The sequence below is a fragment of the Sporosarcina sp. P20a genome (assembly GCF_002743175.1).
Lineage (GTDB): Bacteria > Bacillota > Bacilli > Bacillales_A > Planococcaceae > Sporosarcina.
Map to the genome: position 1 here is coordinate 1 of NZ_PDYT01000017.1, position 23,433 is coordinate 23,433.

The 23,433-nt window shown below is 42.5% G+C and carries 24 protein-coding genes; 11 read left to right on the forward strand and 13 right to left on the reverse strand.

The window, feature by feature from the left end; genetic code table 11:
- The first annotated feature begins 76 nt into the window (after positions 1-76).
- The 6 genes from CSV72_RS12340 (at position 77) to CSV72_RS12370 (ending at position 4,017) form a co-directional block, all read left to right on the forward strand.
- Complete coding sequence (locus CSV72_RS12340) at positions 77-694, forward strand: hypothetical protein (protein WP_099678592.1); 618 nt, start codon at positions 77-79, stop codon at positions 692-694.
- 576 nt (positions 695-1,270) lie between these two features.
- Entirely contained in the window at positions 1,271-1,762 is a 492-nt protein-coding gene (locus CSV72_RS12350) for an RNA polymerase sigma factor (RefSeq protein WP_233191271.1), read from the forward strand.
- The gene (locus tag CSV72_RS12355; protein WP_199170097.1) at positions 1,752-2,486 is read left to right on the forward strand and encodes a hypothetical protein; all 735 of its coding nucleotides are present in this window, start codon (positions 1,752-1,754) and stop codon (positions 2,484-2,486) included. The genes CSV72_RS12350 and CSV72_RS12355 overlap by 11 nt, the downstream gene beginning before the upstream one ends.
- A 246-nt stretch (positions 2,487-2,732) precedes the next feature.
- Complete coding sequence (locus CSV72_RS12360; RefSeq protein ID WP_099678596.1) at positions 2,733-2,975, forward strand: hypothetical protein; 243 nt, start codon at positions 2,733-2,735, stop codon at positions 2,973-2,975.
- 70 nt (positions 2,976-3,045) lie between these two features.
- The gene (locus tag CSV72_RS12365; protein WP_099678597.1) at positions 3,046-3,363 is read left to right on the forward strand and encodes a hypothetical protein; all 318 of its coding nucleotides are present in this window, start codon (positions 3,046-3,048) and stop codon (positions 3,361-3,363) included.
- A 210-nt stretch (positions 3,364-3,573) separates the two neighbouring features.
- Entirely contained in the window at positions 3,574-4,017 is a 444-nt protein-coding gene (locus tag CSV72_RS12370; RefSeq protein WP_099678598.1) for a hypothetical protein, read from the forward strand.
- Positions 4,018-4,140: 123 nt separating this feature from the next.
- On the opposite strand, the gene CSV72_RS12375 is transcribed toward CSV72_RS12370, so the two are convergent.
- From CSV72_RS12375 to CSV72_RS12385, 3 genes are all read right to left on the reverse strand, one after another.
- Complete coding sequence (locus tag CSV72_RS12375) at positions 4,141-5,733, reverse strand: aminotransferase class V-fold PLP-dependent enzyme (RefSeq protein ID WP_099678599.1); 1,593 nt, start codon at positions 5,731-5,733, stop codon at positions 4,141-4,143.
- On the reverse strand, positions 5,730-6,299 hold the full coding sequence (locus tag CSV72_RS12380; protein ID WP_158232211.1) for a glycerol-3-phosphate acyltransferase: 570 nt from the start codon (positions 6,297-6,299) through the stop codon (positions 5,730-5,732). The genes CSV72_RS12375 and CSV72_RS12380 overlap by 4 nt, the downstream gene beginning before the upstream one ends.
- A 159-nt stretch (positions 6,300-6,458) precedes the next feature.
- The gene (locus CSV72_RS12385) at positions 6,459-6,944 is read right to left on the reverse strand and encodes a nucleoside deaminase (RefSeq protein ID WP_099678601.1); all 486 of its coding nucleotides are present in this window, start codon (positions 6,942-6,944) and stop codon (positions 6,459-6,461) included.
- Positions 6,945-7,120: 176 nt separating this feature from the next.
- Between CSV72_RS12385 and CSV72_RS12390 the strand changes: the two genes are divergently transcribed.
- On the forward strand, positions 7,121-8,254 hold the full coding sequence (locus tag CSV72_RS12390; protein ID WP_099678602.1) for an alcohol dehydrogenase catalytic domain-containing protein: 1,134 nt from the start codon (positions 7,121-7,123) through the stop codon (positions 8,252-8,254).
- Positions 8,255-8,330: 76 nt separating this feature from the next.
- On the opposite strand, the gene CSV72_RS12395 is transcribed toward CSV72_RS12390, so the two are convergent.
- The 6 genes from CSV72_RS12395 to CSV72_RS12420 form a co-directional block, all read right to left on the reverse strand.
- A complete protein-coding gene (locus CSV72_RS12395; protein ID WP_099678603.1) occupies positions 8,331-9,476 on the reverse strand; it encodes an acyl-CoA dehydrogenase family protein in 1,146 nt (381 codons plus the stop codon).
- A 43-nt stretch (positions 9,477-9,519) separates the two neighbouring features.
- On the reverse strand, positions 9,520-11,064 hold the full coding sequence (locus CSV72_RS12400) for a class I adenylate-forming enzyme family protein (protein WP_099678604.1): 1,545 nt from the start codon (positions 11,062-11,064) through the stop codon (positions 9,520-9,522).
- A 115-nt stretch (positions 11,065-11,179) separates the two neighbouring features.
- Positions 11,180-12,301 carry a CaiB/BaiF CoA transferase family protein gene (locus tag CSV72_RS12405; protein ID WP_099678605.1) on the reverse strand — a complete coding sequence of 374 codons (1,122 nt, stop codon included), beginning with the start codon at positions 12,299-12,301 and terminating at the stop codon, positions 11,180-11,182.
- A 40-nt stretch (positions 12,302-12,341) separates the two neighbouring features.
- Complete coding sequence (locus CSV72_RS12410) at positions 12,342-13,493, reverse strand: thiolase family protein (RefSeq protein WP_099678606.1); 1,152 nt, start codon at positions 13,491-13,493, stop codon at positions 12,342-12,344.
- Positions 13,494-13,571: 78 nt separating this feature from the next.
- The gene (locus CSV72_RS12415) at positions 13,572-14,342 is read right to left on the reverse strand and encodes a 3-hydroxyacyl-CoA dehydrogenase (RefSeq protein ID WP_099678607.1); all 771 of its coding nucleotides are present in this window, start codon (positions 14,340-14,342) and stop codon (positions 13,572-13,574) included.
- A 29-nt stretch (positions 14,343-14,371) separates the two neighbouring features.
- Positions 14,372-14,992 (reverse strand): TetR/AcrR family transcriptional regulator, encoded by a 621-nt coding sequence (locus CSV72_RS12420; RefSeq protein WP_099678608.1) that lies wholly within the window; start codon positions 14,990-14,992, stop codon positions 14,372-14,374.
- Positions 14,993-15,271: 279 nt separating this feature from the next.
- Between CSV72_RS12420 and CSV72_RS16905 the strand changes: the two genes are divergently transcribed.
- From CSV72_RS16905 to CSV72_RS12425, 3 genes are all read left to right on the forward strand, one after another.
- The gene (locus tag CSV72_RS16905) at positions 15,272-15,448 is read left to right on the forward strand and encodes a hypothetical protein (RefSeq protein WP_199170098.1); all 177 of its coding nucleotides are present in this window, start codon (positions 15,272-15,274) and stop codon (positions 15,446-15,448) included.
- A gap of 68 nt (positions 15,449-15,516) precedes the next feature.
- Positions 15,517-15,681: a hypothetical protein gene (locus CSV72_RS16775; protein ID WP_158232212.1), complete on the forward strand. Its 165-nt coding sequence runs from the start codon at positions 15,517-15,519 to the stop codon at positions 15,679-15,681.
- 191 nt (positions 15,682-15,872) lie between these two features.
- The gene (locus tag CSV72_RS12425) at positions 15,873-17,072 is read left to right on the forward strand and encodes a CynX/NimT family MFS transporter (protein WP_099678609.1); all 1,200 of its coding nucleotides are present in this window, start codon (positions 15,873-15,875) and stop codon (positions 17,070-17,072) included.
- Between the two features lie 80 nt (positions 17,073-17,152).
- On the opposite strand, the gene CSV72_RS12430 is transcribed toward CSV72_RS12425, so the two are convergent.
- The 3 genes from CSV72_RS12430 to CSV72_RS12440 all read right to left on the reverse strand — a co-directional run bounded on the left by CSV72_RS12430 (position 17,153) and on the right by CSV72_RS12440 (position 21,027).
- Complete coding sequence (locus CSV72_RS12430; protein ID WP_099678610.1) at positions 17,153-17,794, reverse strand: metal-dependent hydrolase; 642 nt, start codon at positions 17,792-17,794, stop codon at positions 17,153-17,155.
- 150 nt (positions 17,795-17,944) lie between these two features.
- On the reverse strand, positions 17,945-19,258 hold the full coding sequence (locus CSV72_RS12435; RefSeq protein ID WP_099678611.1) for a short-chain fatty acid transporter: 1,314 nt from the start codon (positions 19,256-19,258) through the stop codon (positions 17,945-17,947).
- 89 nt (positions 19,259-19,347) lie between these two features.
- Complete coding sequence (locus CSV72_RS12440) at positions 19,348-21,027, reverse strand: FAD-dependent oxidoreductase (protein WP_099678612.1); 1,680 nt, start codon at positions 21,025-21,027, stop codon at positions 19,348-19,350.
- A gap of 435 nt (positions 21,028-21,462) precedes the next feature.
- Between CSV72_RS12440 and CSV72_RS12445 the strand changes: the two genes are divergently transcribed.
- Positions 21,463-22,236 (forward strand): SDR family NAD(P)-dependent oxidoreductase, encoded by a 774-nt coding sequence (locus CSV72_RS12445; RefSeq protein WP_099678613.1) that lies wholly within the window; start codon positions 21,463-21,465, stop codon positions 22,234-22,236.
- 103 nt (positions 22,237-22,339) lie between these two features.
- Here CSV72_RS12445 and CSV72_RS12450 read toward each other — a convergent pair whose 3' ends face one another.
- Complete coding sequence (locus tag CSV72_RS12450) at positions 22,340-23,260, reverse strand: hypothetical protein (protein ID WP_099678614.1); 921 nt, start codon at positions 23,258-23,260, stop codon at positions 22,340-22,342.
- Positions 23,261-23,433: the final 173 nt, after the last annotated feature.

A 23,433-nucleotide genomic window follows, 5' to 3' on the forward strand; every position in this document is an offset into this window, starting at 1 on the left:
CATGGAAATATCTCCACTTAGAATTTATACAATCACTATAGAAAAAGTGGAGTGATTTCAGGAGTTTTACAATCGGGTGCGATTGCTTTATAAGCGATTGCGTCTATATCGAAATCGAATTCAGAACAAAGAGGTGAATGAAACGTTTATTATAAAAAGTTATATATCAAATTATCTTCCCCATTTAGGATACATTACATCGAAAAAAGAAAGATTCTTATCTATACACGATCCTTTAGCTAAACAAGCTGCCCAAATGATTTTAGAGGATAGTGAAGGGGATTATTTAGAGGGTTGTATTACTGCAACTTATAATTCTGAAGTAATATTTACCCAAGATTTCGAAACGACAGATTTATTATTTACGTGGCAAACAATTATTACTCCTTTATTGAATAACGAAATGGATGATAATATTAATATTGTATTTCTAGATTCTTTGATTAATGTCGACGTTTCAGAAAAAGACAGTTTGTTTTATCTAAGATTAGAAGATCCATCTGGTATATTGAATTATAATTTAAGCAAAGTAGTTAATATTCCTAAAGAGGATTACTTAAAGGGAATGACTAAGGAGTTTTTATCTTTTGCAAGTTTCTGTATTAATAACGAATTAAAGTTCTGTGAAGAAAGCTCTTATCGTTCGTTCGTTTTAGATTATCAAACATTAAAAACTAAAACTGAACTCAAATAGTTCGAAATGGTCAAATTTGTATACAGCATACAAAGCAGGTTCATATTGTGGGAAAATATTGGGGATGAAGAACGCAGAGATAGTTAAGGTCTTCAGTTCAGTAATAGGGCGCTTTAACGGTACAAGATTTGTGCTTCAAACTGGCAACTTGATAGTACGAGAGGGATTCAGTTGAAATATGTTCTAATCTTTATTGGATTAATGATTTTGGCATTTATTAGTTTTATGTTTTTGGGAGAAGTATTGCGTATTGGAAATGGTGATGAGGTTTTTGTTGGTATTAGTGTTTTAGCTATGCAAAGTTCTGTTATCATAACGTTTTTAATATATCTCGTCTTAAAACAGAAAAAGAAACTACAGTGAAAAATTCCCAGTATTTATTTCTGCAATCTGATCCGATCAGCATACCTGAAGGGGCTTCAGGTTCCATGAAATAAAGACGGCCCCGCAACGGCGATTTTTGCTGCTACGGGGTTTATTTTATTTGATTGCATCTCCCGGTGAAAAATTATTTGTAACGATATGTCACCATTTCGGATCTTCAAGTGTGTTAGTAGTGAAAGGAGTTGAAAGCTGTTGCGGAAATTCGGCTCGGATACAGAGGCAGAGCGGATCGTCGATACATATGGCCATATGCTGTTCAGGATTTGTCTCGTTATTCTATGTAATGAGAAAGACGCAGAGGATGCCGTACAGGACACATTTATTGCGTATCTGACGAAATCTCCGGTTTTCAACGATTCGGAACATGAGAAAGCGTGGTTCATCACGACGGCAACGAACCGCTGCAAAAATATGAGAAGGTATCATTTCATCCGCAGACATGCAGATATACATGATCTGCATATTTATGCGAGGGATGATTCATACCACGACTTGCTCGAACAGCTTATGAGATTGCCTTTCAAACATAAAACAGCCATGCTGCTACATTATGTGGAAGGCTATAAAGTCGATGAAATAGCGGAGATCCTCGTCATTACATCGTCAGCTGTAAAGAAGCGCTTGCAACGGGGAAGAGAGCTTCTCCGGGAAAAATACCGAAAGGAGAATCCATATGGAATTTGAAAAGCTCAAAGACGCTGTCCGTTCAATCGAGATGCCGGAAGCGATGGAGGACCGAATGAAGAAAAATATCCGGAAGAAAAGGTGGTTTCAGCCAAATCGTATGAAATGGGTTTCGGCCGCATGTGCATTTGGCGTGCTGCTTGCCATGATACTCGTGATGCCGAACCTGAATAAGACAGGTGAAGCCGCGGACTTTGCGATCACCGCCTATGCAATGGGTGATGGAGGGCAAGAGATCCATACGGACGTCACAACAGAAAAAGCTATAGTCGAAACAGGGACGGATTTCCGGGAAGGATTAGTTGCGATAAGTGGAAGCGGCCCTAATTATATTTTCACGGATGTCAGACTCGGGGTAACCGGGGAACAAATTGAGTCGATCACGTACAAGTTAAACGAAGGTATGTTTATTGAGGATGTGACATTTTTATACGAAAAGTTTATCGATAAAGAATGGCTGCTGACCGAAAAAATTAATTTCATTGGGAGAGAACCCGATTCTGATGTGTATGAGGGGATAAAGGATGTAGGGAACAGTTATCAAGTCCGCTATGAAGATCAGGATCAACATAATTATACACTGGCACTCCCTCACGACGGCAATGAAGCATTAAGTGAAGGGATCATCATTACGGTACAAGTAGAATACAAAGATGGAAACACTGAGCAGCAAGAGATCATGGTAACTCAAGAATCAAATGAGATTGTGTTAAAGCTGATTTAATACAATTAAGATCTTTATGTCGCTCAATAAGCCAGAATCCACGAAAGCGGGTGGCTGACGTGGATTTCTTTTGACTAATTTCGCAAAATACTTTAGGAGGTCAGTTGTAGATTTTGGTTAGATATTTTGTTTCAAGGTCTTCTTGTTTGGCGGTAGGGGCCGGTTGGAAGAAATATGTTATAGTTGGAGAAAGTCGATCTTCAACCAACTTGGCCAATTATTGGGCTATTTAAGGAGTTCAAATAAATGAATTACAGTTACGAGGAATTTCTTGAGGACTTAGATACAGGTAGAGAGATTCATTTTATATATAGAAATGAAAATTACTATATAGGTGCTGGAACAGGTAGATTTATGTTTTGGAAGTTCTATGATTCTACAAGTGAAATTATAGGAGAAGACAGCAGGGATTTACTTCGAAAAGTTATTATTGATGGGAAACAAATAAAGGAAGTATGGAACTTACTAGAGATTGATGGTATTTTCTAGATAATGAATTGTTCAACCAGCAATCGGGCCAGATCACGTTAGAGTTATTCTTTAGGTTAGGAGGGAAAACTTGACCGATTTTATCTTGATTTTCTTACTTATATTACTAGTTACACGTATTTTTATAAAAAACAAAGAAACATTAAGAGAGTTTAAAAAGCTGAATAAAAGCCAACTTCTAGGCGTTTTTTTAACTCTTGTTTTTGATATTATCGTTGTCACCACTCTCATTTATTACGGTCGAAATTGGATTATGGAACAGTTTACAAATATCTTTTTACAAGCTCTTAGCTTTCTTGTTATTGTTTTCCTTGTACTTATTCTTATTGGAAAATTATCAGACAAAGTGGTGAATAAGATAACGAATGGTATTCTCCCGAAAAACTAAGTGGTTATACCGTTAATGGGCGCGATTGTGGCACATTGTTTATTCGCACTCGCTCAGTTGATCGGAGTGGAAGCCGGCGACGGGAGGTTCACCGCCCGCCCTCTAAACGCGTCCGGCTGCAACGTAGATCAACGGGTCGAAACCACTATCGTACCCTTTTATTATCAACACACTAAATTTAATGTCATAGCATAAACAGAGGTGAAGTAAATGAAATTTCTAAGAAAACTTACTGTCGCCATACTTTCCGCCATCGTATTTTCTTTATCGTTAGCTTTTTACGAATACACTCCCTCAGCGCAACGACAAGCCGATGTTGGGTACTTCCCTTATGACGCACTATTTGTACTATATTTCCTTTATTCCATACCCATTTATATAGTTGGAGGAATACCGTATTCGCATTATGTAGATATGTATTTCGAAAAATTCAAGTTTCGTAATGAAGTTCAGAAATATATCATGTACTTCCTACTCTATATAGCCGGTGGATTATTCATTGTAGGGATCCTGTTACTCATTTCGTTACTAATTGATGGAGAAGTTTCGGGTTTACTGATATCCAATGTTTTCGTACTTGGTGTTTGTGCCTCTTTATTATTTTTCCATATTTCGTTACTTTTCAATAAAGTGTTGAAAATACTAGCAAAATAAATAGAAGTGTTATGTTGTATAATCAGATAAGTTTATGAAATACGTTCAGAAGCACTCGCATAGTTCATCTGGGCAGACGCTCTGGATGAACGACTTGCGTCCGCAATATGCATTGTCCATATTTTAAGGAGATGCGTGTTCCCCAACTCCTAGCAAACAACGCAACAACTCCAAAAATCTCTCCACCTCTTCATCCGAAGGTTCATTCATTGCCGCCACTTGCAACCAATTATGCGCTTGCAAGTACCTACTTTCATAATGCGTGCGGTAGCCATTCAGAAGTAAATCATCACCGAGTCGCTTTGAACTTTTCCCTTTAGGTAGTACGAATGTCAGAATACCTGGATTTGCATACTCATTAGGTGCCACCACCTCCATACCCAACTCTTCAACGCCTTCACGCAAGCGATCTGCACAATGGCGAATACGATGAAAACGTTGTGGCGGATCCAACAATATATTTTCAAGCGACTGATGCAACGCGACTACTGCATTAGACGACTGTGTATACGGAATGCCCTCATATTTCTCATATTGACCGAGATCCAAATAGCGCGGAATCGTTTCATCCGGCTCGATCGCCTCTTGATGGAACACTAGACCAAGCCCCGCGTACGAAGCCAGTCCTTTACCACTAACTGAAGAAGCGAAATCGACGTCACGCAAATTCACAGGCACTGTTCCGACTGAACTCGCACAGTCCACTGCAATCCTAACCGCACGTGCGCGACAAAGTGCTGTAATCTGTTCCAACTCCTGCAAGACACCCGTCGACGTTTCACAATGAACGATCCACAACCAGCTATATTCTTGAGAATCCAATTGCTCCGCTAACTTTTCCAGCGATAACACTTCTCCCCATTCTTGCTCTAAGCAATCAAAAGCTAAACCAAAACGCTTTGAGTGATCGCATAACCGTTGACCAAATTCTCCATTGATTACAACGAGGCCACGCCCCCCTATTCTAGACAACTGGGCCGCCACCGCATCATTCGCAAGCGTTCCTGTTCCATGTAATAACTGAACGTATTTCGCACCCGTTAAGTCGAGTAATTGACGTTTTACAGTCGTAAATAATCGTGCATATTCAGCCGAACGATGGGAAAATGCTTCACTTGCAAAAGCTGCTTTAACATTTTCAGCAATTTTCGGTGGACCAGGCAAAAAGTTCACGACAGGTGCAACCAAACGCTTCGCTGCACTTTTTTCATATGCCGCGAACGATGAAATCATTGGCACATATTTCGCTTCCTTCGTACCGACCGGATTGGCAAATGGCTCAAAGCCCATATGACGATAAAGCTTCAGCTCACGCACTGTACCCGAAATCACCGCTGCATCGTATCCTGCTTGCTTGCACCAATTCACTAGCCCCTGCATCAAACCAAAAAATGCTCGACCACTACGATGTGCTCGATCGACTACAAGCAATCTGATTTCTACAGGATATTGTGGCTTTTGTTCAAGCCATCCCTCAATCGGACCGATCTTTTTGTCCAATGAAAACGGACGAGTCGAACGCAATGCCAACATCCCAACTATTTCATTTTCCTTTAAACAAACGATATATGTATTTTCCTCATGAAACGGATCGACCAACAAACGCTGTTCATTGGATGCATGCTGCGGAATTTCTTCCACAAACGCTCGATAATTCAACTGATGAATTCGCTCCGCATCTTGCGGAAGTACGGCAAGCCGATAATAATAGGTCATACTGATTGCCTCCCTTGCTCGTTAATGAAATAACTACGATGTGTATAGATGACTAGCGCAAACAAACAGAATGCTACGATCCCCGCCCATTGGCCGTAGCCAATAAAAATAGCTGGAATAATGGCCGACAATCCAAGCAGCGCGGCTTTTGTTTTCTGACGAATCCACGAGTATAACAGACCCGAAAAAATAAGGATTAACAGCAGAACAAGTGGCTGAAAGACGATCATGCCACCGAGTAAAGAAGCCGCCCCTTTCCCACCACGAAATCGATGAAACAGTGGAAAACAATGCCCAAGCACGGCCGCAAAAAGCATCAACAAGACGATAGCTGGGCTGAATCCAAGGGCACGCGAGACGATGATCGGCAATGCCCCCTTGGTCGCATCAAGAAGCAACACAACAAAGAACATCGACTTCCCAAGCACCCTCCCGGCGTTACGCGCTCCTGGATTGCCACTACCTTCTACACGCAAATCTAGTCCTTTCCTTTTCCCTATATAGAGCGCCGGCAATATCCCCCCGAATAAGTACCAGAAGATGAAGAAACTTATGAGTTGTATCAAATTCCAACCTCCATCCCCACTGTATATACTTTCACGACATAATTAGTTACATAACATTATAGTTTGATTATATAGTGAAATAAACCGCTTTCCTATAGTTTCTCTGGTTGATATAAAAAAAGAGAGCCAAAACATACGGCTCTCCTCGTGTAATCTACATCAGTTATTCTTCTGATAGTACTGCCGTTGCAACTCTCGCACTTGCTCTGCATACTCTTCTACTGGCCCAACTACTTCGATAGCAGGCACCATTTCTTGAATCGGATAACTTTTCACAGGTGCAGGCAGCGTAACCCCCATTTCTTTCTTCCACTGGGCTAACTGTTTCGATGAACTAGCATAGACAATCCGTCCCAAACCGACTAACCCATGGGCTGACGCACACATCGGGCAATGTTCACCCGACGTAAATACCGTCGCCTTCGCTCTGTCTTCTGCGTCCATATGATCTGCAGCCCACCGCGCCAAAGCAAATTCAGGATGCTGCGTCGGGTCGCCACCACTTGTACGATTATGGTCTTCAGCTAGCACTTCACCACTCGCTGAAACCAATACCGAACCAAATGGCTGATCTCCTTTATGTAACGCAATTTCTGCTAATTCGACAGCTCGTTGTAAATGCTTCATTTCATTTTCTTGTAACATGAATGAACCCCTCCTTATTCTTCACTTCCCTTTATAGCACTTCTTTTAACATACATACATAGTTCTGTTTACCATTCTTCCATCTACTAGGTATCAATAATCATATCCTACATTTCTAGTTTACATAGAAAATAGACGGGTACAAAATAAGCATAACGCGAAAAGGAAGTGATGGTATGAAAGCAGTAACATTTCAAGGAAAGAAGTCGATGGTCACAAAAGAAGTGAAAGCTCCGAGTATCCAAGAAAATAGTGATGTAATCGTACGCATTACGACAAGTGGTATTTGCGGATCGGATTTGCATCTGTACCATGGCGGGATTGTGCCCGAGAAAGATTATGTAGTCGGTCATGAACCGATGGGGATTGTCGAAGAAGTAGGTTCTGAAGTGAAAACATTAAAGAAAGGCGATCGTATCGTCGTTCCTTTTAATATAGGCTGTGGAGAATGTTTCTTCTGTCAACACGAAATGGAAAGTCAATGTGACGAATCCAATCCGCACGGTGAAGTAGGTGGGTTATTTGGTTTTGCTGAGCCAAACGGGAACTTCCCGGGAGGTCAAGCCGAATATTTACGTGTTCCATACGCAGATTTCACGTCATTTAAAGTACCGGAGAACAGCGAACTAGATGACGAGCATCTTGCCTTACTATCTGATGTTATTCCGACAGCGTATTGGAGTGTACTTCATAGCGGATTGAAAAAAGGCGATACCGCAATTATTCTTGGCTCCGGACCTATTGGATTAATGGCGCAGAAGTTTGCTTGGATGCAAGGCGCGAAACGAGTCATTTCAGTGGACCATGTAGATTATCGTTTAGACCATGCCAAGAAGACGAATAAAGTAGAAACGTATAATTTTAAAGAACATGACGACATCGGCAAATTATTGCATGAAGAAACGAAAGGTGGCGCAGACGTCGTCATTGATTGTGTAGGAATGGACGGAACTGTACAACCAGGCGAAACATTCGGATCTAGTGGAGATAACCAATTTGGAACGATCAGCCCGATTATCACGGCTTCACAAGTCGTAAGGAAATTTGGTACGGTGCAATTGACAGGTGTCTATGCGACAGACGCCAACAACTTCCCACTGGGTGATTTCTTCACACGCAATGTTTCCTTGAAAATGGGACAAGCACCCGTTATTCACTTAATGCCTGAGTTATTTAAAAAGATCGAAGCAAAAGAATTCGATCCGACAGATATTATTACGCATAAAGTGAAATTGGAAGACGCAGCAGATGCTTATTCTATTTTCGATAAAAAAGAAGACGGTTGTATCAAAGTATTGATTCAGCCTTAATATAAAAAACGCGATGAGTTGTTCATCGCGTTTTTTGTACCTAATATGCTGTTCCATCTTACTCGCCTGCTTTGTTTCATAGCCCCATATTCTTCGCAATAATCACTTTCATAATTTCATTCGTTCCGGCATAAATCGAACTGACTGCCACATCGCGATACCTTCTAGCGATTTCGTATTCTTCCATATAGCCGTAGCCACCATGAAATTGCATACACTGAATCGCCACGTCTTGTGCCAAATCACTCGTCCACCATTTCGCCATCGATACTTCATCTACGACGTTTTTGCCTTGCATATGCTCGATAATTAAACGATCAACAAATGTTTGACCAATGGTGGCCTTCGTTTGCATTTCTGCCATTTTAAATTGCGTATTTTGGAAATCCCCGATCCGCTTGCCGAAAGCCTGTCGCTCTTTTACATACACTAATGTAATATCTAGCATTTTCTGCACAGAAGCCACACTTTGTATGGAGCACATCAAGCGTTCTTGCTGAAGTTTCTCCATCAAATAGTAGAACCCTTTCCCTTCCTCACCCAGAAGGTTTTCTGCCGGAACCGATACATCTTCAAATATCAATTCACTCGTGTCATTCGCATGCTGTCCTACTTTATTGAGCTTCTTTCCCCTTGTAAACCCAGGCATTCCCTCTTCCACTACGAGCAAGCTGATGCCTTTATGAGCAGGTGATGCGGTAGGATCCGTTTTACAGACGACAATGACGAAGTCGGCAGAAGAGCCATTTGTGATAAATGTCTTTTCTCCATTAATAATATAACGGTCTCCCTTCTTTATCGCAGTCGTCCGCACGGCAGCAAGATCGGAACCTGTGCCTGGTTCCGTCATTGCAATGGCACTAATCATATCTCCGGTTACAGCTTTCGTGAGCCAACGCTCTTTCTGTTCGTCCGAACCAAAGGATTGTATATATGGAATGACAATATCATTATGCAATCCAATTCCACCGATGCCGCTTGCCACTTTTTCAAACTCTTCACTAATGACGACAGCATAGCCAAAATCCGCGCATATACCGCCATATTTTTCTTCAACTGAAGGTGCGATCAATCCTTGGGCGGCAGCTTTCTTCCAAAATGATCGAGGCACTTGCTGTTCTTTCTCCCACTCATCTATATAAGGCACGGCTTCCTTCTGCAAAAACTTCTGCACTGATTTCCGGAGCTGTTCATGCTCTTCCGTCATAAATGGTCGCTTCATGCATCCGCCACTCCTTTACTCTCCCGTAAGAAAGCTTCTATTTTTATACGTGAGGATTAACAGGTCGATTGGAAACCAGTGCTTCCCGAATACGATATTTCAACACTTTCCCTGATGCATTTCTAGGTATCTCTTGTTCTTCAATAAATTCAACCGGCACTTTATAATCCGCTAAATGGGCTTTACAAAACGCTTTCAACTCTGCATAATCGAGCTTCTCCTCTTTCTTCGCTACTACAATCGCGACTACTTTCTCTCCCCACACCGGGTCCGGTAAGCCAACTACCGTCGAGTCAAGCAATTGAGGATGTCTATACAGCGCTTGTTCCACTTCTGTTGAATAGACATTCTCTCCTCCGGAAACGATCATATCTTTCATTCTGTCTACTAAGGTTACGAAGCCGTCTTCATCGATCATCGCCAAATCACCGGTGTAAAGCCAACCGTTTCGGATCGCTTTCGCAGTTTCCTCCGGCTTATTATAATACCCCTTCATAACCATCTCACTTTGGATAATAAATTCTCCTACTTCACCAGGTAGTATATCCTCATCATGATCATCCACCACGCGTATTTCCGTATTCAGCGAAGCTTTTCCTCCCGTACCGATTTTATCTTTATGATCTGCTGGCAGAAGAAAAGCACCGCCACCTGGTCCTCCTTCTGTCTGACCACACATATTGTAAAACTGGTCGGTACTGAAAAGTTTCATTATCTGTTCCAACAAAGCGACAGGCATCGGCGCCGCACCATATCCACATCGTGTAACAGAAGAAAGATCGTATTTCTGCTTATCTGGAACTTGCAGCAAGAAATTATACATCGTCGGCACACCGAAGAAGAAGCTGATTTTATATTGATCGATTGCTTGTAATACTTTTTGAGGTTCGAAGTTTTGATGAACGACTTGTGTACAGCCTAAGTAAATTCCTGGTACGAGAAATAAATTCAATTGTGCGGAATGAAACAACGGTGCCGCATGAAGCAATATGTCATCGGGATTGATTTTGAGGATTAAAGAGGTGTTAAATGCGACGTGAAGCACGCGGTGATGATCGAATAACGCGCCTTTCGGATAGCCAGTCGTACCGGATGTATATAATATTTCTGCATCATCGGCTTCATCGACAGAGATCTCGGGATCATCTGTGGTATCTTGTAATACATCTTTGTAAAGGACTTGGTCGTTAATTGCTGTTGCGCCTGTTGTGATTTTTAAACGGATCTTGTGATTCTTCGCTGTTGCTTGATCGATCAACGAAGCATACTCTTCATCAAACAACACAACACTTGCATCACTATCATCCAAAATATACGAAACTTCAGTAGCGGTTAAGCGGAAATTCACGGGTACCGTAATAGCTCCAGCTTTCAATATGGCATAGTAGACGATAATAAATGTATCTGAGTTTTTCATCATGAGCGCTACTTTGTCACCTTTTTTCACGCCATGGTGAATGAGTCCATGTGAAAGTTTATTCACCTCTTGATTCAGCTCGCGATACGTATAACGTCGATCCTCATAGATCATTGCGGTTTTCTCAGGTATTCTGCGTGCATTACGGGAAAGTGATAGGCCGATATCCATTAGTATTGTCCCCTTTCTCTCACTAAACTCATTGACATACAGTTTCTATTTTCCTGACGCGAAAAATTTCCACTTCATTACCAATGGCCACATCATATAAATCGAGTTCTTCTTTCTATTCTCCGAGTACCGCTACTGTATGCTCTCCTAGAGAAGGAGCTGGACTTTGAATTTTTCCGGGCGTTCTTGACAACTTTATAGGTGTTGCGATATGCATCACTGGCCCAATTTCTGGATCTTCTACTTGCTGGATCATCCCCCGTGCCTTAACTTGTGGATCCTCTAGTACTTCATCGAATGACAGGACCGGTGTTACACAAGCCGCGACCTCATCGAATATTTCCATCCATTGCGCGCTCGTCTTCTGCAATAAAATCGCAGTAATTTCTTCTTTCATCTGCAGCTGAACATCTACTGGATCATGCAATTTCTCCGCAAATTCTTCTTTACCAATAACATCGCAAAATGCACGCCAAAATTTTAATTCAAATGCGCCAACAGCTAACCATTTATGGTCTTTCGTTTCGTACACCGCATACGACGCACGCTTGCCACTTAAGTCTAGTTCACCTCTTTGTGGCTGTTGACCCGTCGCAAGAAACCCGGGAAAGAATGTTGGCATCCAAGAAAGCACGCCATCCATCATCGAAATATCAACCATCTGCCCAATACCTGTTTTCTGTCTTTCAAACAATGCCAGCATGATCCCCATCGCTGCCGGATACGCACCCCCTCCGATATCCGCGATTTGTGTAGCAGGGATTTGTGGCGCACCGTGTCGCTCGCCCATCGCATCTAGCAGGCCTGCATAACCAATGTAATTCAGATCATGACCCGGCAGAGTAGCGTATGGGCCGTCTTGTCCGTAACCTGTAATCGCACAGTACACAAGCCCTGGATTAATTTCATTCAATATTTCATAATTCAATCCGAGCCGCTTCATGACGCCAGGTCGAAATGATTCAATCACAACATCCGCGTCTTTCACAAGCTGCTTAAAACGCTCTTTGTCTTCTGGATCTTTTAAGTTAAGACAAATACTCTTTTTACCACGGTTCAATGAATGAAAAAGCGCGCTCACTTCGCCCACCTTAGGCAATTCCGCCCGCGCATAGTCTCCAGTGTGATGCTCTTCTATCTTGATCACCTCTGCACCAAAATCTGCGAGAAGCATCGAACAGTATGGCCCCGGTAACAAGCGGGATAAATCCAGTACCCGAATAGAATCTAATGGCATTGAAATCTCTCCTCTTTACATGTCTTCATTCATCATTTAATTAATCCAATCGTTCCAAAATCGTCGCATTTGCCATGCCGTGCCCTTCACACATCGTCTGCAGTCCGTAACGCCCGCCCGTTCTTTCCAATTCACTCATCATCGTAATCATCAAGCGTCCGCCACTTGCGCCGAGTGGATGTCCTAGAGCGATTGCTCCTCCATTCGGATTCAGTTTCTTTGGATCGGCACCTGTTTCTTTCAACCAAGCGATTGTCACAACAGAAAAGGCTTCATTGACTTCAAAAACATCTATATCATCGAGTGTTAGTCCGGACTTTTCCAAAGCCTTTTGGGTAGCCGGTATAGGCCCCGTTAGCATGAGTGTCGGATCAGAACCTACCACTACGCGAGTAAGTACTTTAAACTTCGGCTTCAATCCGAGTTCTTCCGCCTTTTCGCGGGACATTAACAGAATTGCATTGGCCCCGTCGCTAATTTGGCTAGAGTTTCCTGCCGTCACATCGCCGTTTTCTCTAAAAGGAGTTTTCAACTTGCTGAGCTTTTCCATCGTCGTATCTTCCCTCGGTCCTTCATCATCCTTCACGGTCATGTTCGTACCGTCAGGAAGTGTGACCTCTATTGGCATGATTTCACTATCAAACCTACCTTCCTTTCGAGCAGTGATAGCTTTATTATTGCTTTCCAGTGAGTAGCGGTCCATTACCTCTCTTGAAATCTCCCATTGGTCAGCTATTCTTTCCGCTGATTCACCTTGATGGACCATTTCATATTTCGATGTGATTTCTTCACTGAATGAAACGCCTAGTCGGGTGCTACCCATCGGTACTCGGGACATACTCTCGACGCCTCCTGCCACGACGACATCCATATCCCCACTAATAATCGCTTGCGCCGCAAAATGTACAGCTTGCTGGCTTGATCCACATTGTCTGTCCACTGTCGTTCCTGGCACTTCCACTGGATATCCTGCCTGCAAAGCTGCAACTCGAGCGATATCAAAAGATTGTTCCCCTACTTGCGATACACAACCGAAGATGACATCCTCTACTAGTCCGGCATCGATTCCCGCTCGTTTGATTACTTCTGCTAGGGGCTTGGCTGCTAAATCTTCCGCCCGTACCGTACTCAATACACCATTTCTTTTTCCTACCGGCGTTCTGACCCATTCCACAATTACAGCTTCTCTCATACTACATCCCTCTTTCTCAAATACATTTGTAAGCCCTTACATTTAGTCGATTAATTTTTACATTCTCTATACACACTCTTACTTTGGCTGCATACGGACTGCACCATCTAAGCGAATTGTTTCCCCGTTAAGCATTGTATTTTCGCAAATACTTATCACCAATTGTGCGTATTCTTCCGGGTAGCCTAGTCGCGAAGGAAAAGGTACCATTGCGCCAAGAGATTCTTTTGCCTTCTCTGGCAATGAAGCGAACATCGGTGTTTCGAACAAACCCGGTGCGATCGTCATCACGCGAATTCCTTCAGATGCTAGATCTCTCGCAAGCGGCAATGTCATACTGACGATCCCGCCTTTAGATGCCGCATACGCCACTTGACCAATCTGTCCGTCAAACGCCGCAACCGATGCGGTATTCACAATGACTCCTTTTTCGCCATTACTATTCGGTTCATTTTTTGTCATATGCTCAACAGCGAGACGAATCGTATTAAACGTCCCGATTAAATTAATTTGAATGACCTTGCTGAAGTTCTCCAGATCATGCGCACCTTTTCTACCGCTATAGGTTTTCTCCGCCACACCAATGCCTGCGCAATTTACGACTGCATTGATTTTGCCAAAAGTACTCACCGCATGATTCAAAGCCGCTTGAACACTTTCCGTGCTAGTAACATCCGTCTTGATATATGAGGCACCATCTCCGAGTTCCTTGACCAATTTGTTCCCACGTTCTTCTTGCAAATCGAAAATCGTTACGTTTCCTCCTGCCGCAATAATTTCTCTAGCTGTAGCTTCTCCAAGTCCCGAAGCGCCCCCTGTAATAACCGCTGACACGTGATCCATGTTCATATTTACTTCGCTCCCTTTGATATATAGTCCTACAATAGAATTTTCAATAAATAATCTGCAATAGAATTGGCCAATTCGTCTATACTTTTACTACCTTTCGGAGAATACCAAATCACCGCATTATTCATGGCGCCTAGAATTATATAATTCACAATCTTCATATCTACTTGTACAAAACTTCCGTCCTCCATCCCTTGTTGAATAAGTCTGTTCATACAATCACTGTATTGATTTCTAAGGTGTAGAATTTCTTGTAAATGCTCACCTTCAAACACTTGATCCGGTTTAACGCCAATAAAGAAATCCGTTCTTTCTGTAATGACATTTTCCATGTGGACGACCATCGCCTTGCGCAACTTCGCAACAGACGTGAGTTCTTCTGCCAACACATCTTGGAGTTGCTCCATACTTTGTTCCAAAAGTAGTTTATGACTCTCATACACAAGTGATTCTTTATCTTTAAAATAATAGTAAACGGAACCCTTAGTCATGAGTAACTTCGCTGCAATATCTTCCATCGTCGTCGCATGATATCCCTTTTCCGCAATAACACTCATAGCAGATTTCCGGATCTCTTCTTTTTTCTTTTCTACTTTCTTTTCTCGTAATGACATGACTTTCTTCACACTTCCAATTTTTAACTTACGCATATTATGAATTTTCAGACTTTGAATGTCAAGTCAAATTTTAATGTCCGGGTATATTTAAAGGTACCAGGATCCGAAACAATTCTGAATACTTTCCAAGTTGTGTCGGGACCTGGTACCTGAAAGAGGTGTTTTCTCTTTGGGATTCTATACGTCTCTACTTTGTAATACAATTAGAGTGGGATGTCCTTATTATCAGAGTAGTCTATAAACATAGTATTTAACTGTAATATTTGTGATAAGATGATTACTAATACCAGATCACGAAAAGGAGCGTGCAAGATGAATACATATCAAAAACGTACTGTATATATTTCAATTGTCGCACTTGCTTTCTTCTTCGTATTATCCGTACTAACACAGCACTGGGGTTTCTTTTTATGGAGTTTACTACCTGTTTTTATAGTGTTGATGACTACGTTTTCCACAAAGTTCGACAAAAGCAATAAAGATCAATAGGTTTATTTTATCGTTGGGTGCGCTTTATAATAAAATGCCGTTACAGGCCTGAATTGGAGCTAATTCAAATGAAAAACATCAAACTTATTTTCAAAGCAGTTGCATTAGCGATGGGTGTCAGTACACTTGTTTTAAGTATTTTAGGTGATGTATCTGTAGAAACCGCCATCACACTACTGTCCATTGGTGTCGCTTGCTTAGCAATCGTGCAACTACAAGACAAAGAAAAGTAATAATCAAGTAGATGCTTTAGCTAATCAAAAGCCGTGAAAGAATCTGGCCAATACGTAGTAAGCAGCTTTTACTTAATCAAATACCTTTGAATTTCTCACGATTTGTTTTGAGATCCCTTTTCGACTAAAAGGATCCTGCCCTTCATTTAACGGCAGTGTACATTCCCATAGTCTAAATAGGAGTTGAGTTCATGAATAGATATAAATTTGGTCAGTTAAAAAGTTACAATCAAGTTCTTCTAATTTCCGCGGTCCTACTCGTTGCAGGTAATTTACGTGCGGCCATCACTTCTGTTGGGCCTATTATCGGTCTACTACGCGAAAGTCTGTCTTTATCTAATGGAAGCATAGGTATTTTAACGAGCTTACCGTTAATTGCCTTTGCGGTCATGTCCCCCATTGTTCCCAAGATCAGTACTAAATTCACCAATGAAACGACACTTATTGCGGGGATGTGTATTCTCTCTTTTGGAATCATCGTAAGGTCCATTCCATTCATCCCATTACTTTTTATTGGCACGATTTTAATCGGTGTAGGAATTGCTATTTCAAATGTGTTACTCCCCGGTATTATTAAAGAACGGTTTCCGAATCAAGTACCATTGATGACTAGTGTGTACACGACGACGATGAGTTTATTTGCGGCTTTAGCTTCAGGCGTTAGTATTCCGTTAGCTATCGGTGCTGGATTAGGGTGGGAATTTGCCTTAGGTATCTGGATAGTACCTGCGCTTGCGGGCATTGCGATTTGGGTTTATTTCGTTAAACAGCGAAGGTCTGCTGACGAAGTAAAAATGTATTATGTGAAGGCCGATGATAGTAAAATGTGGCGCTCGCCGCTTGCTTGGCAAGTAGCCATTTTTCTTGGGTTACAAGCTTTTTCATATAATGCGCTTATGACGTGGCTGCCGGAAATTTTAATTGATTATGGAGTCACGAGTGAGTCTGCTGGTTGGATGCTGTCATTCAATCAATTGATCGGACTACCTGCCAGTCTTATCATTCCAATCATTGCCGGCAAATTTACATCACAACGAGGAATTATTTTAATTTTATGTTCGTTGGCATTCATTGGGTATATCGGTCTTTTAAGTGGTGAGAGTTACGATGTTATGATTTGGAGTGTTGGATTAATAGGTGTTGCCTATGGTGGATTATTCCCACTTTCTTTAGCCTTTCTAGCTATGCGTACATCGACCGCAATGCAAGCAGCAAAGTTATCGGGAATGGCACAAGCAATCGGATATGCCCTTGCTGCGATAGGGCCCATTTTAGTAGGATCACTTGTTGACAGGACAGGTACTTGGACATTTTCCTTATCCATATTATTATTTGTCACAGTATTAAACCTGATTGTCGGTTTGGGTGCTGGTAGAAATCGAGTTATATAATATAAGTACCAAAACCCCACACAATTCTGAATTGTTCTCGAATTGTGTGGGGACCTGGTACCTAATCAAACCGTGCCACCCTAAAACTCCCGAGCCCACAAAGGCAAAAACCACTTTACCCCTCGCCGATTAACAGGAAGAACCTTCATATCCGCAAGCAAATGACTAATATACCCAGCAAGCCCCGCAGCAACCAAACCGTCAATCGGCCACTGGGCATACAAATGCTTCAAAATATATGCATAGAACACAATACCGATAATCGAATGTGTATAGGACCTATGCGGCAAGAATGACGCTATAATTATATAACTGCCAGCGAGTAAAATACCTGGCGACTGGTCAAGGACAAAGCCGAGAAGCATGACAAGAATACCTGTAATAGTGAGCATTCGTCGTTGTGTGATGATACGCGACACAATAAGCAGTAGAAGTCCGATACCGCCATATACATAAATATCTTGACTCAGTCCTTCTATAAATACTTGATAGATGAGAGTCAGTAATATCACGATGCCGGCGGTCTCCATCAGCCATTTGCTTACTTTCTTACTAAGTGTAATGCTATTGCTCGCAAGCCCGTTCGTGTCGAGATCCGGAACAACGCCGGATATTCCGCCGACTGCCGCACCAATCAATGCAGTCTGAATATCCGGCTGCACAGCGTACCCCGCAACGGCACCGACTACTGTACCGATAAATAGATGTGAAGTGCCTTTCATATGTAAACCTCTCTAGCTGTATAGTGTACGGTCGAATCAAGAACGTATATTCGTCCCGTCTTTTCTAGTATACCGATTGCCTAATGAAATAGGAAACATTCCGTTACGACAAAAAACGACCGAGAATGATCTCAGTCGTTTCACATTCATTTAGAAGAAATATAAACCGATACTGATAATAATCCCACTCACTATAAGTACGAAAATACAGAAGCCCATAATATCCTTGGCACGAAGTCCTGCGATCGCAAGTGCCGGCAATGCCCAGAACGGCTGGATCATATTCGTCCATGCGTCGCCCCATGCAATTGCCATAGCTGTCTTCGAATAGCTGACGCCGAGTGTTTGCGCGGCATCCAACATGATAGGAGCTTGCACTGCCCATTGCCCGCCACCAGACGGTACGAAAAAGTTTACAAGGCCAGCCGCAAAGAAAGTGAACAAGGGAAACGTACTTTCCGTCGAAATAGAAACAAACCATTCGGACATGACACCAGCTAATCCTGAAGCAACCATCATGCCCATAATCCCTGCATAGAACGGAAATTGAATGATGATACCCCCAGCTGTTTTAACCGCAGTCGTAACCGCAGCAAGAAAACGTTTCGGCGTACCATGGAAAATCACACCAAGAATGAGGAAAATAAAATTCACAATGTTTAAGTTTAAATCGAATCCTTTGGTAATGAAATGCTGAATGAGATAAATGAGACCAAGTGCGCCAATCAGCATGGAAATAATCACACTGTTTTCAAGCTTGCTCGCTGGTGTGTGATCTGTACCTTTCTCCACTTCGATATGTTCTTCTAAAAGCTTCGGATCCACCGTAACGGTATCTTCTGGCTTAGGCATCATAAAACGATTCAAAATGGGAATGATCAGGAGTAACGCCACAACAATAATCATGTTGTACGTTGAGAAGATCGTTTCCGATGTATGAACGACACCCATAATGTCAGCGAACGGATGATCTTCAGTTGCGATCGATAATGGAATGGAACCACCAAGACCTCCATGCCAAATAATCATACCGGAATAAGCACTCGCAATTAACAGACGGTAGTCAACATTTGGTACTTTCTTTGCAATTTCTTTCGCAAAAAGAGCACCAATGACCAGGCCGAATCCCCAGTTAATCCAACAAGCGATCAGTGCGACAACAGAAACGAGTATAATTGCGGAACCAGGCGATTTTGCGATACCAGCAAGCGCGCTAAGTAACTTTTTGAACACTGGGCTAATCGCCAAAACATAACCTGCGACTAGCACGATGACCATTTGCATCGTAAAGGATAAAAGCCCCCAGAAGCCATCTCCCCAATGCACGACCATGTCGAGTGGACCCGAATCGGTGAATCCAAGGCCGAGCGCGAATACAACCAATGTTAATAGAGCAACGAAAATATACGGGTCTGGCAAATACCTTTCCATTAACGTGTTGGACCATTTAGTTAAAAGTTTCATAGTATCCCCCCGTTTCATGATGTAGACCATTCCGTTCATTCATCAGATAAAATCTGATGAATGAACGTATTCAGCCCCTCTTTGACACCTTAAAGTGTAACTCCGGACTTCGCTTTCTCTTTGCAATGAAGGGCTGCGATATGACCGAATGTCATGCCGGGTCCAATTGTTGCGCCAGGTCCCGGATAAGATTCGCCCATGACGGCAGCCGAGCAATTACCGCACGCGTACAGTCCTTCAATTGGCGTGCCATCCTCTTTCAGTACACGGGCATGTGTGTCGATGACGACTCCGCCTTTCGTTCCAATATCCCCCGGATAGATCTTCAATGCATAGAAAGGTCCTTTGTCGATCGCATCGAGGTTCGGGTTTTTCAATGTGGGATCGCCGTAGTACTGATCATGCTTCGTTTCGCCACGATGGAAATCCAAATCCTTTCCCGTCTCCGCAAATCCATTGAACCGCTCCACCGTCTTCACCAGATTCCCTTGTGGTATCGCCAATTGCTCTTCCAATCCTGCAATCGTTTCACTTTTTAGAACCACATGATGTTCATAGTATTCTTTAGGGAAATCTTGTCCTGGGAACAAGCCCGCGAAGAGATGACGTTTCTTCGCTTTATGGTCTAGAATGATCCACGAATGAATGGCCTTTCCACCTGACTTTTCATTGTGCGCATACATAGTGTCCACAAATTCATGATAGGGCGTTGGCTCATTAATATAGCGATTGCCATCTTGATCTGTAATAATCATAGACGGAATGGCGCGGTCCGCCACTAAGAAGAATGGCTTACCTGTATGATCAATGATCGATGGCGCGCCCCAAACCTTATCCATGAAGCCGAGTTTCGCACCAAGCTCCTGAGCAGGCTCCAGTAAATCCCCCGTTTGCCCTTGCGGAGAGGATGTCCACGTTTTATCCGTCGGTGCCGGAAGATACTTCTCACGGAACGACTGTTTTTGGGAGAATCCGCCTGACGCAAAAATGACTCCCTTCGATGCTTTCACACGTGTTTCTTTGCCATCTTTCATAATCTTGATACCGCTAATTTCATCGTCTTCGATAATAAAATCGATGAACGGGCTATCTAGCCAAAGCTCGCCACCAAGCTCTTTGTATGTCATCGCCAGTCTACCGATCAACGCTTGACCCAAAGCAGAATAATTGGCTCTCAAAACCAAGTGCTTGACCAAACGCCAGCCGAGCGTCAAGCTTCTCTTCTTTCCTGTCCACGTTCGAGTAATCATATTAATATGACGGAAATCCTGCCCTGTCATGACAAATCCTTTCGTATCCATCGCAGGTGCCTTCATCTGCCCTCTCCAACCGCCGAGCTTGTTTAGATTAAAAACCGTAGGCTCGATGGAACGCCCTTCACCTTTACCGCCTGCTAAGTGAGGATAATAATCTGAGTAGTCTTTGGCGTACGTAAACCGCATATGCTCGGACGTTTCATGGAGATAATCCATCATGTCGATGCCTTTCTTCAAATAGGTCTCTTTCATCTCATCCGACGTTTTGTCACCGACCGTAGAATCCAAATACGTCTTTGCCTCCTGGAAACTGTCCTGTACTCCACCTTTAACCAAATACCGGTTATTCGGAATCCATACCCCGCCTCCCGAAAGTGCGGACGCCCCGCCAAATACTTTTTCCTTTTCAATCAAGACCGTCTTCAAGCCTTCTTTCTTTCCCGTGATCGCGGCCGAAAACCCCGATGCTCCTGAGCCAACGACAATTACATCATATTCATAATCCCACTCCATAAATAAATCCCCCTTTTTAAAATTACTCATGTATACATATGGGCAACTTAGTCTTCTACTAGTCTAGTCGAAGCTGATTGCCCCTCAGCCTGCATTTAAATTATATGCATGTACATGACATAATATTTTGTATACTTTGTAAGAAATATACTATTCCCTCAATACTGGGCATGAAACGCTACTATATTTTATTTCAAGATATACAGATACACTTTTCAAAAAACTATCACTAGTACTTACCTACTTTTGATAGTTCTGAATTGTTTCTGAATTGTGTGGGGACCTGGTACCGTTCAAAACTGCATAGTTGATTTCCCAATCAATTGGGCGTATGTTGTTCAATAGAAAACGCAGAACGCAACCTCGTTCATTGAACAAATAGTCGTAAATGTGTATGGAACCCAATAAGAACATTAACAAAAAGGAGTGTTTTTCATGGCAGGAGTTATGGAAGGTAAAGCAGGACTAGTAACAGGATCGGGTTCAGGTATCGGTAGAGCTACCGCCATTGCTTTAGCAAAAGCGGGCGCGAAAGTGATGATCTCTGACGTTAGTGAAGAGGCTGGACAGGAAACCGTACAACTGATTCAAGATCTTGGAGGAGAAGCGGCCTTTTTCAAATGCGACGTAAGTGATGAGGAACAAGTAATCGGACTGGTCAATCAAACAGTTGAAACTTTCGGCAAGCTAGACTTTGCGCATAATAACGCAGGCATTAACAAAGGGTTAAAGCCTATTGGGGAAATGGATTCGAAGGACTGGGATATTACGCTAAAAGTCAATCTCTATGGCACGTTTTACTGCATCAAGCACGAAGTAAACGCTATGCTTAAAACGGGTGGCGGCGCGATTGTCAACACAGCATCCGGTGCGGGTATTGAAGGCTCACCGAACATGGCGCCTTATACTGCATCTAAACACGCTATTGCAGGTCTTACGAAATCAGTGGCTTTAGAATATGGCCAACAAGGCATTACGATCAATTCTATTGCTCCTGGCGCAACGATTACACCGGCAATTGAAAGTTGGTCTAAAACTTCGCCCGAACAATACCAAGGCGTACTCGCTTCACTTCCAGCTGGCAGAATGTCTACCGCAGAAGAACAAGCAAACGCTGTGGTTTTCCTATGCTCAAACCTCGCGAAATCAATTAGCGGCGTCACACTTGCGGTGGATGGCGGGTATACAGCGGGTAAAATGCAACAATGATGTAGGTGGATTTTAAAAAAGAGTGGATCAGGTGTATAGCCTGGTCCACTCTTTTTATTGCCTTTGAATTGTTTCTAAATTGTGTGGGGACCTGGTACCGATCCTACTCTGAATCAGTAAGATAAGCCCAGACAACAAACACACTCACCGCCAACAAGATGATATACATATACAACTCCCAATACGTAAATGCCTGAGCAACATCCCATATAGAATGATCAGGCACAAACACGTCGTATGTATTAGCATTCCGATATGAGATTGGTAATTTGTCTCCGATGCCATATTGCTGATAGGTGTGTCTCGTTACATCCTTCAATACTTCGAAAGTGTGTCCCGCCCGATCCTTAAAAGAGATTGTCAGTTCATACTGCGAGTCTTCATATCTACGGTACGTAGTATGCGAAAACTGATCCAAAATGGTGGCCTCAGTCTCCGTCTTTCCAACAAACTGCAATTTACGAATCAAGTTCCATACAAAACGGCCCGAAATGAAAAGAAAGAACAGAACAATGATTCCTGCATTTCGCCAGGCTCTTTTCCTTACACTCCATTTTTTCTTACTTTTAACACGCCGTTTGGAATGCATCTTCCTTTCGAAACGATCCACTGCGGGAATAGAAAATATTAGGGCAACTAGACAAAAGAAAGTCAAAATGCCAAAAATGATAATAGCCAACAAGTAGTACAAGCTATCAATCGCAATATCACGAGCTGTCGAAAAAGTTGCGGTACCCGTCATGTAACCGCTAAGGGAGTCGCCTATTTTACTATTCTCCATCTGATTCTTTGAAAGGCGGTTAAGACGACCCGGCTCTTCTCCATTTGGTAATCTAATACGAACATAATAAACGGGAGGCGTAAATAAACCTTTAGCTCCTACCTTCTCTATGATCGTTACTTCTTCTGACTGAATAGAGCGTAAATCATATTCATCCATATAGGAATCTATCATGATCCAAGTAAGAAGACTAAATAATAACGTGATTACCGTAAATCCGGCTGCTTCTTTTATTCGTTCCATCTTACACGCTCCCTAACTATCCTACTAACACTCTATCAAATGCGAACAGTAAAACCCACCAGTAGTTATACCGATGGGTGATCACTTTATATTCTTTCTCTTGAAATCCAATAAAAACAGTGTCTACCACAGAAGATCAAGTAAACGCAGTGGTAATTCTACGCCTAGACCTT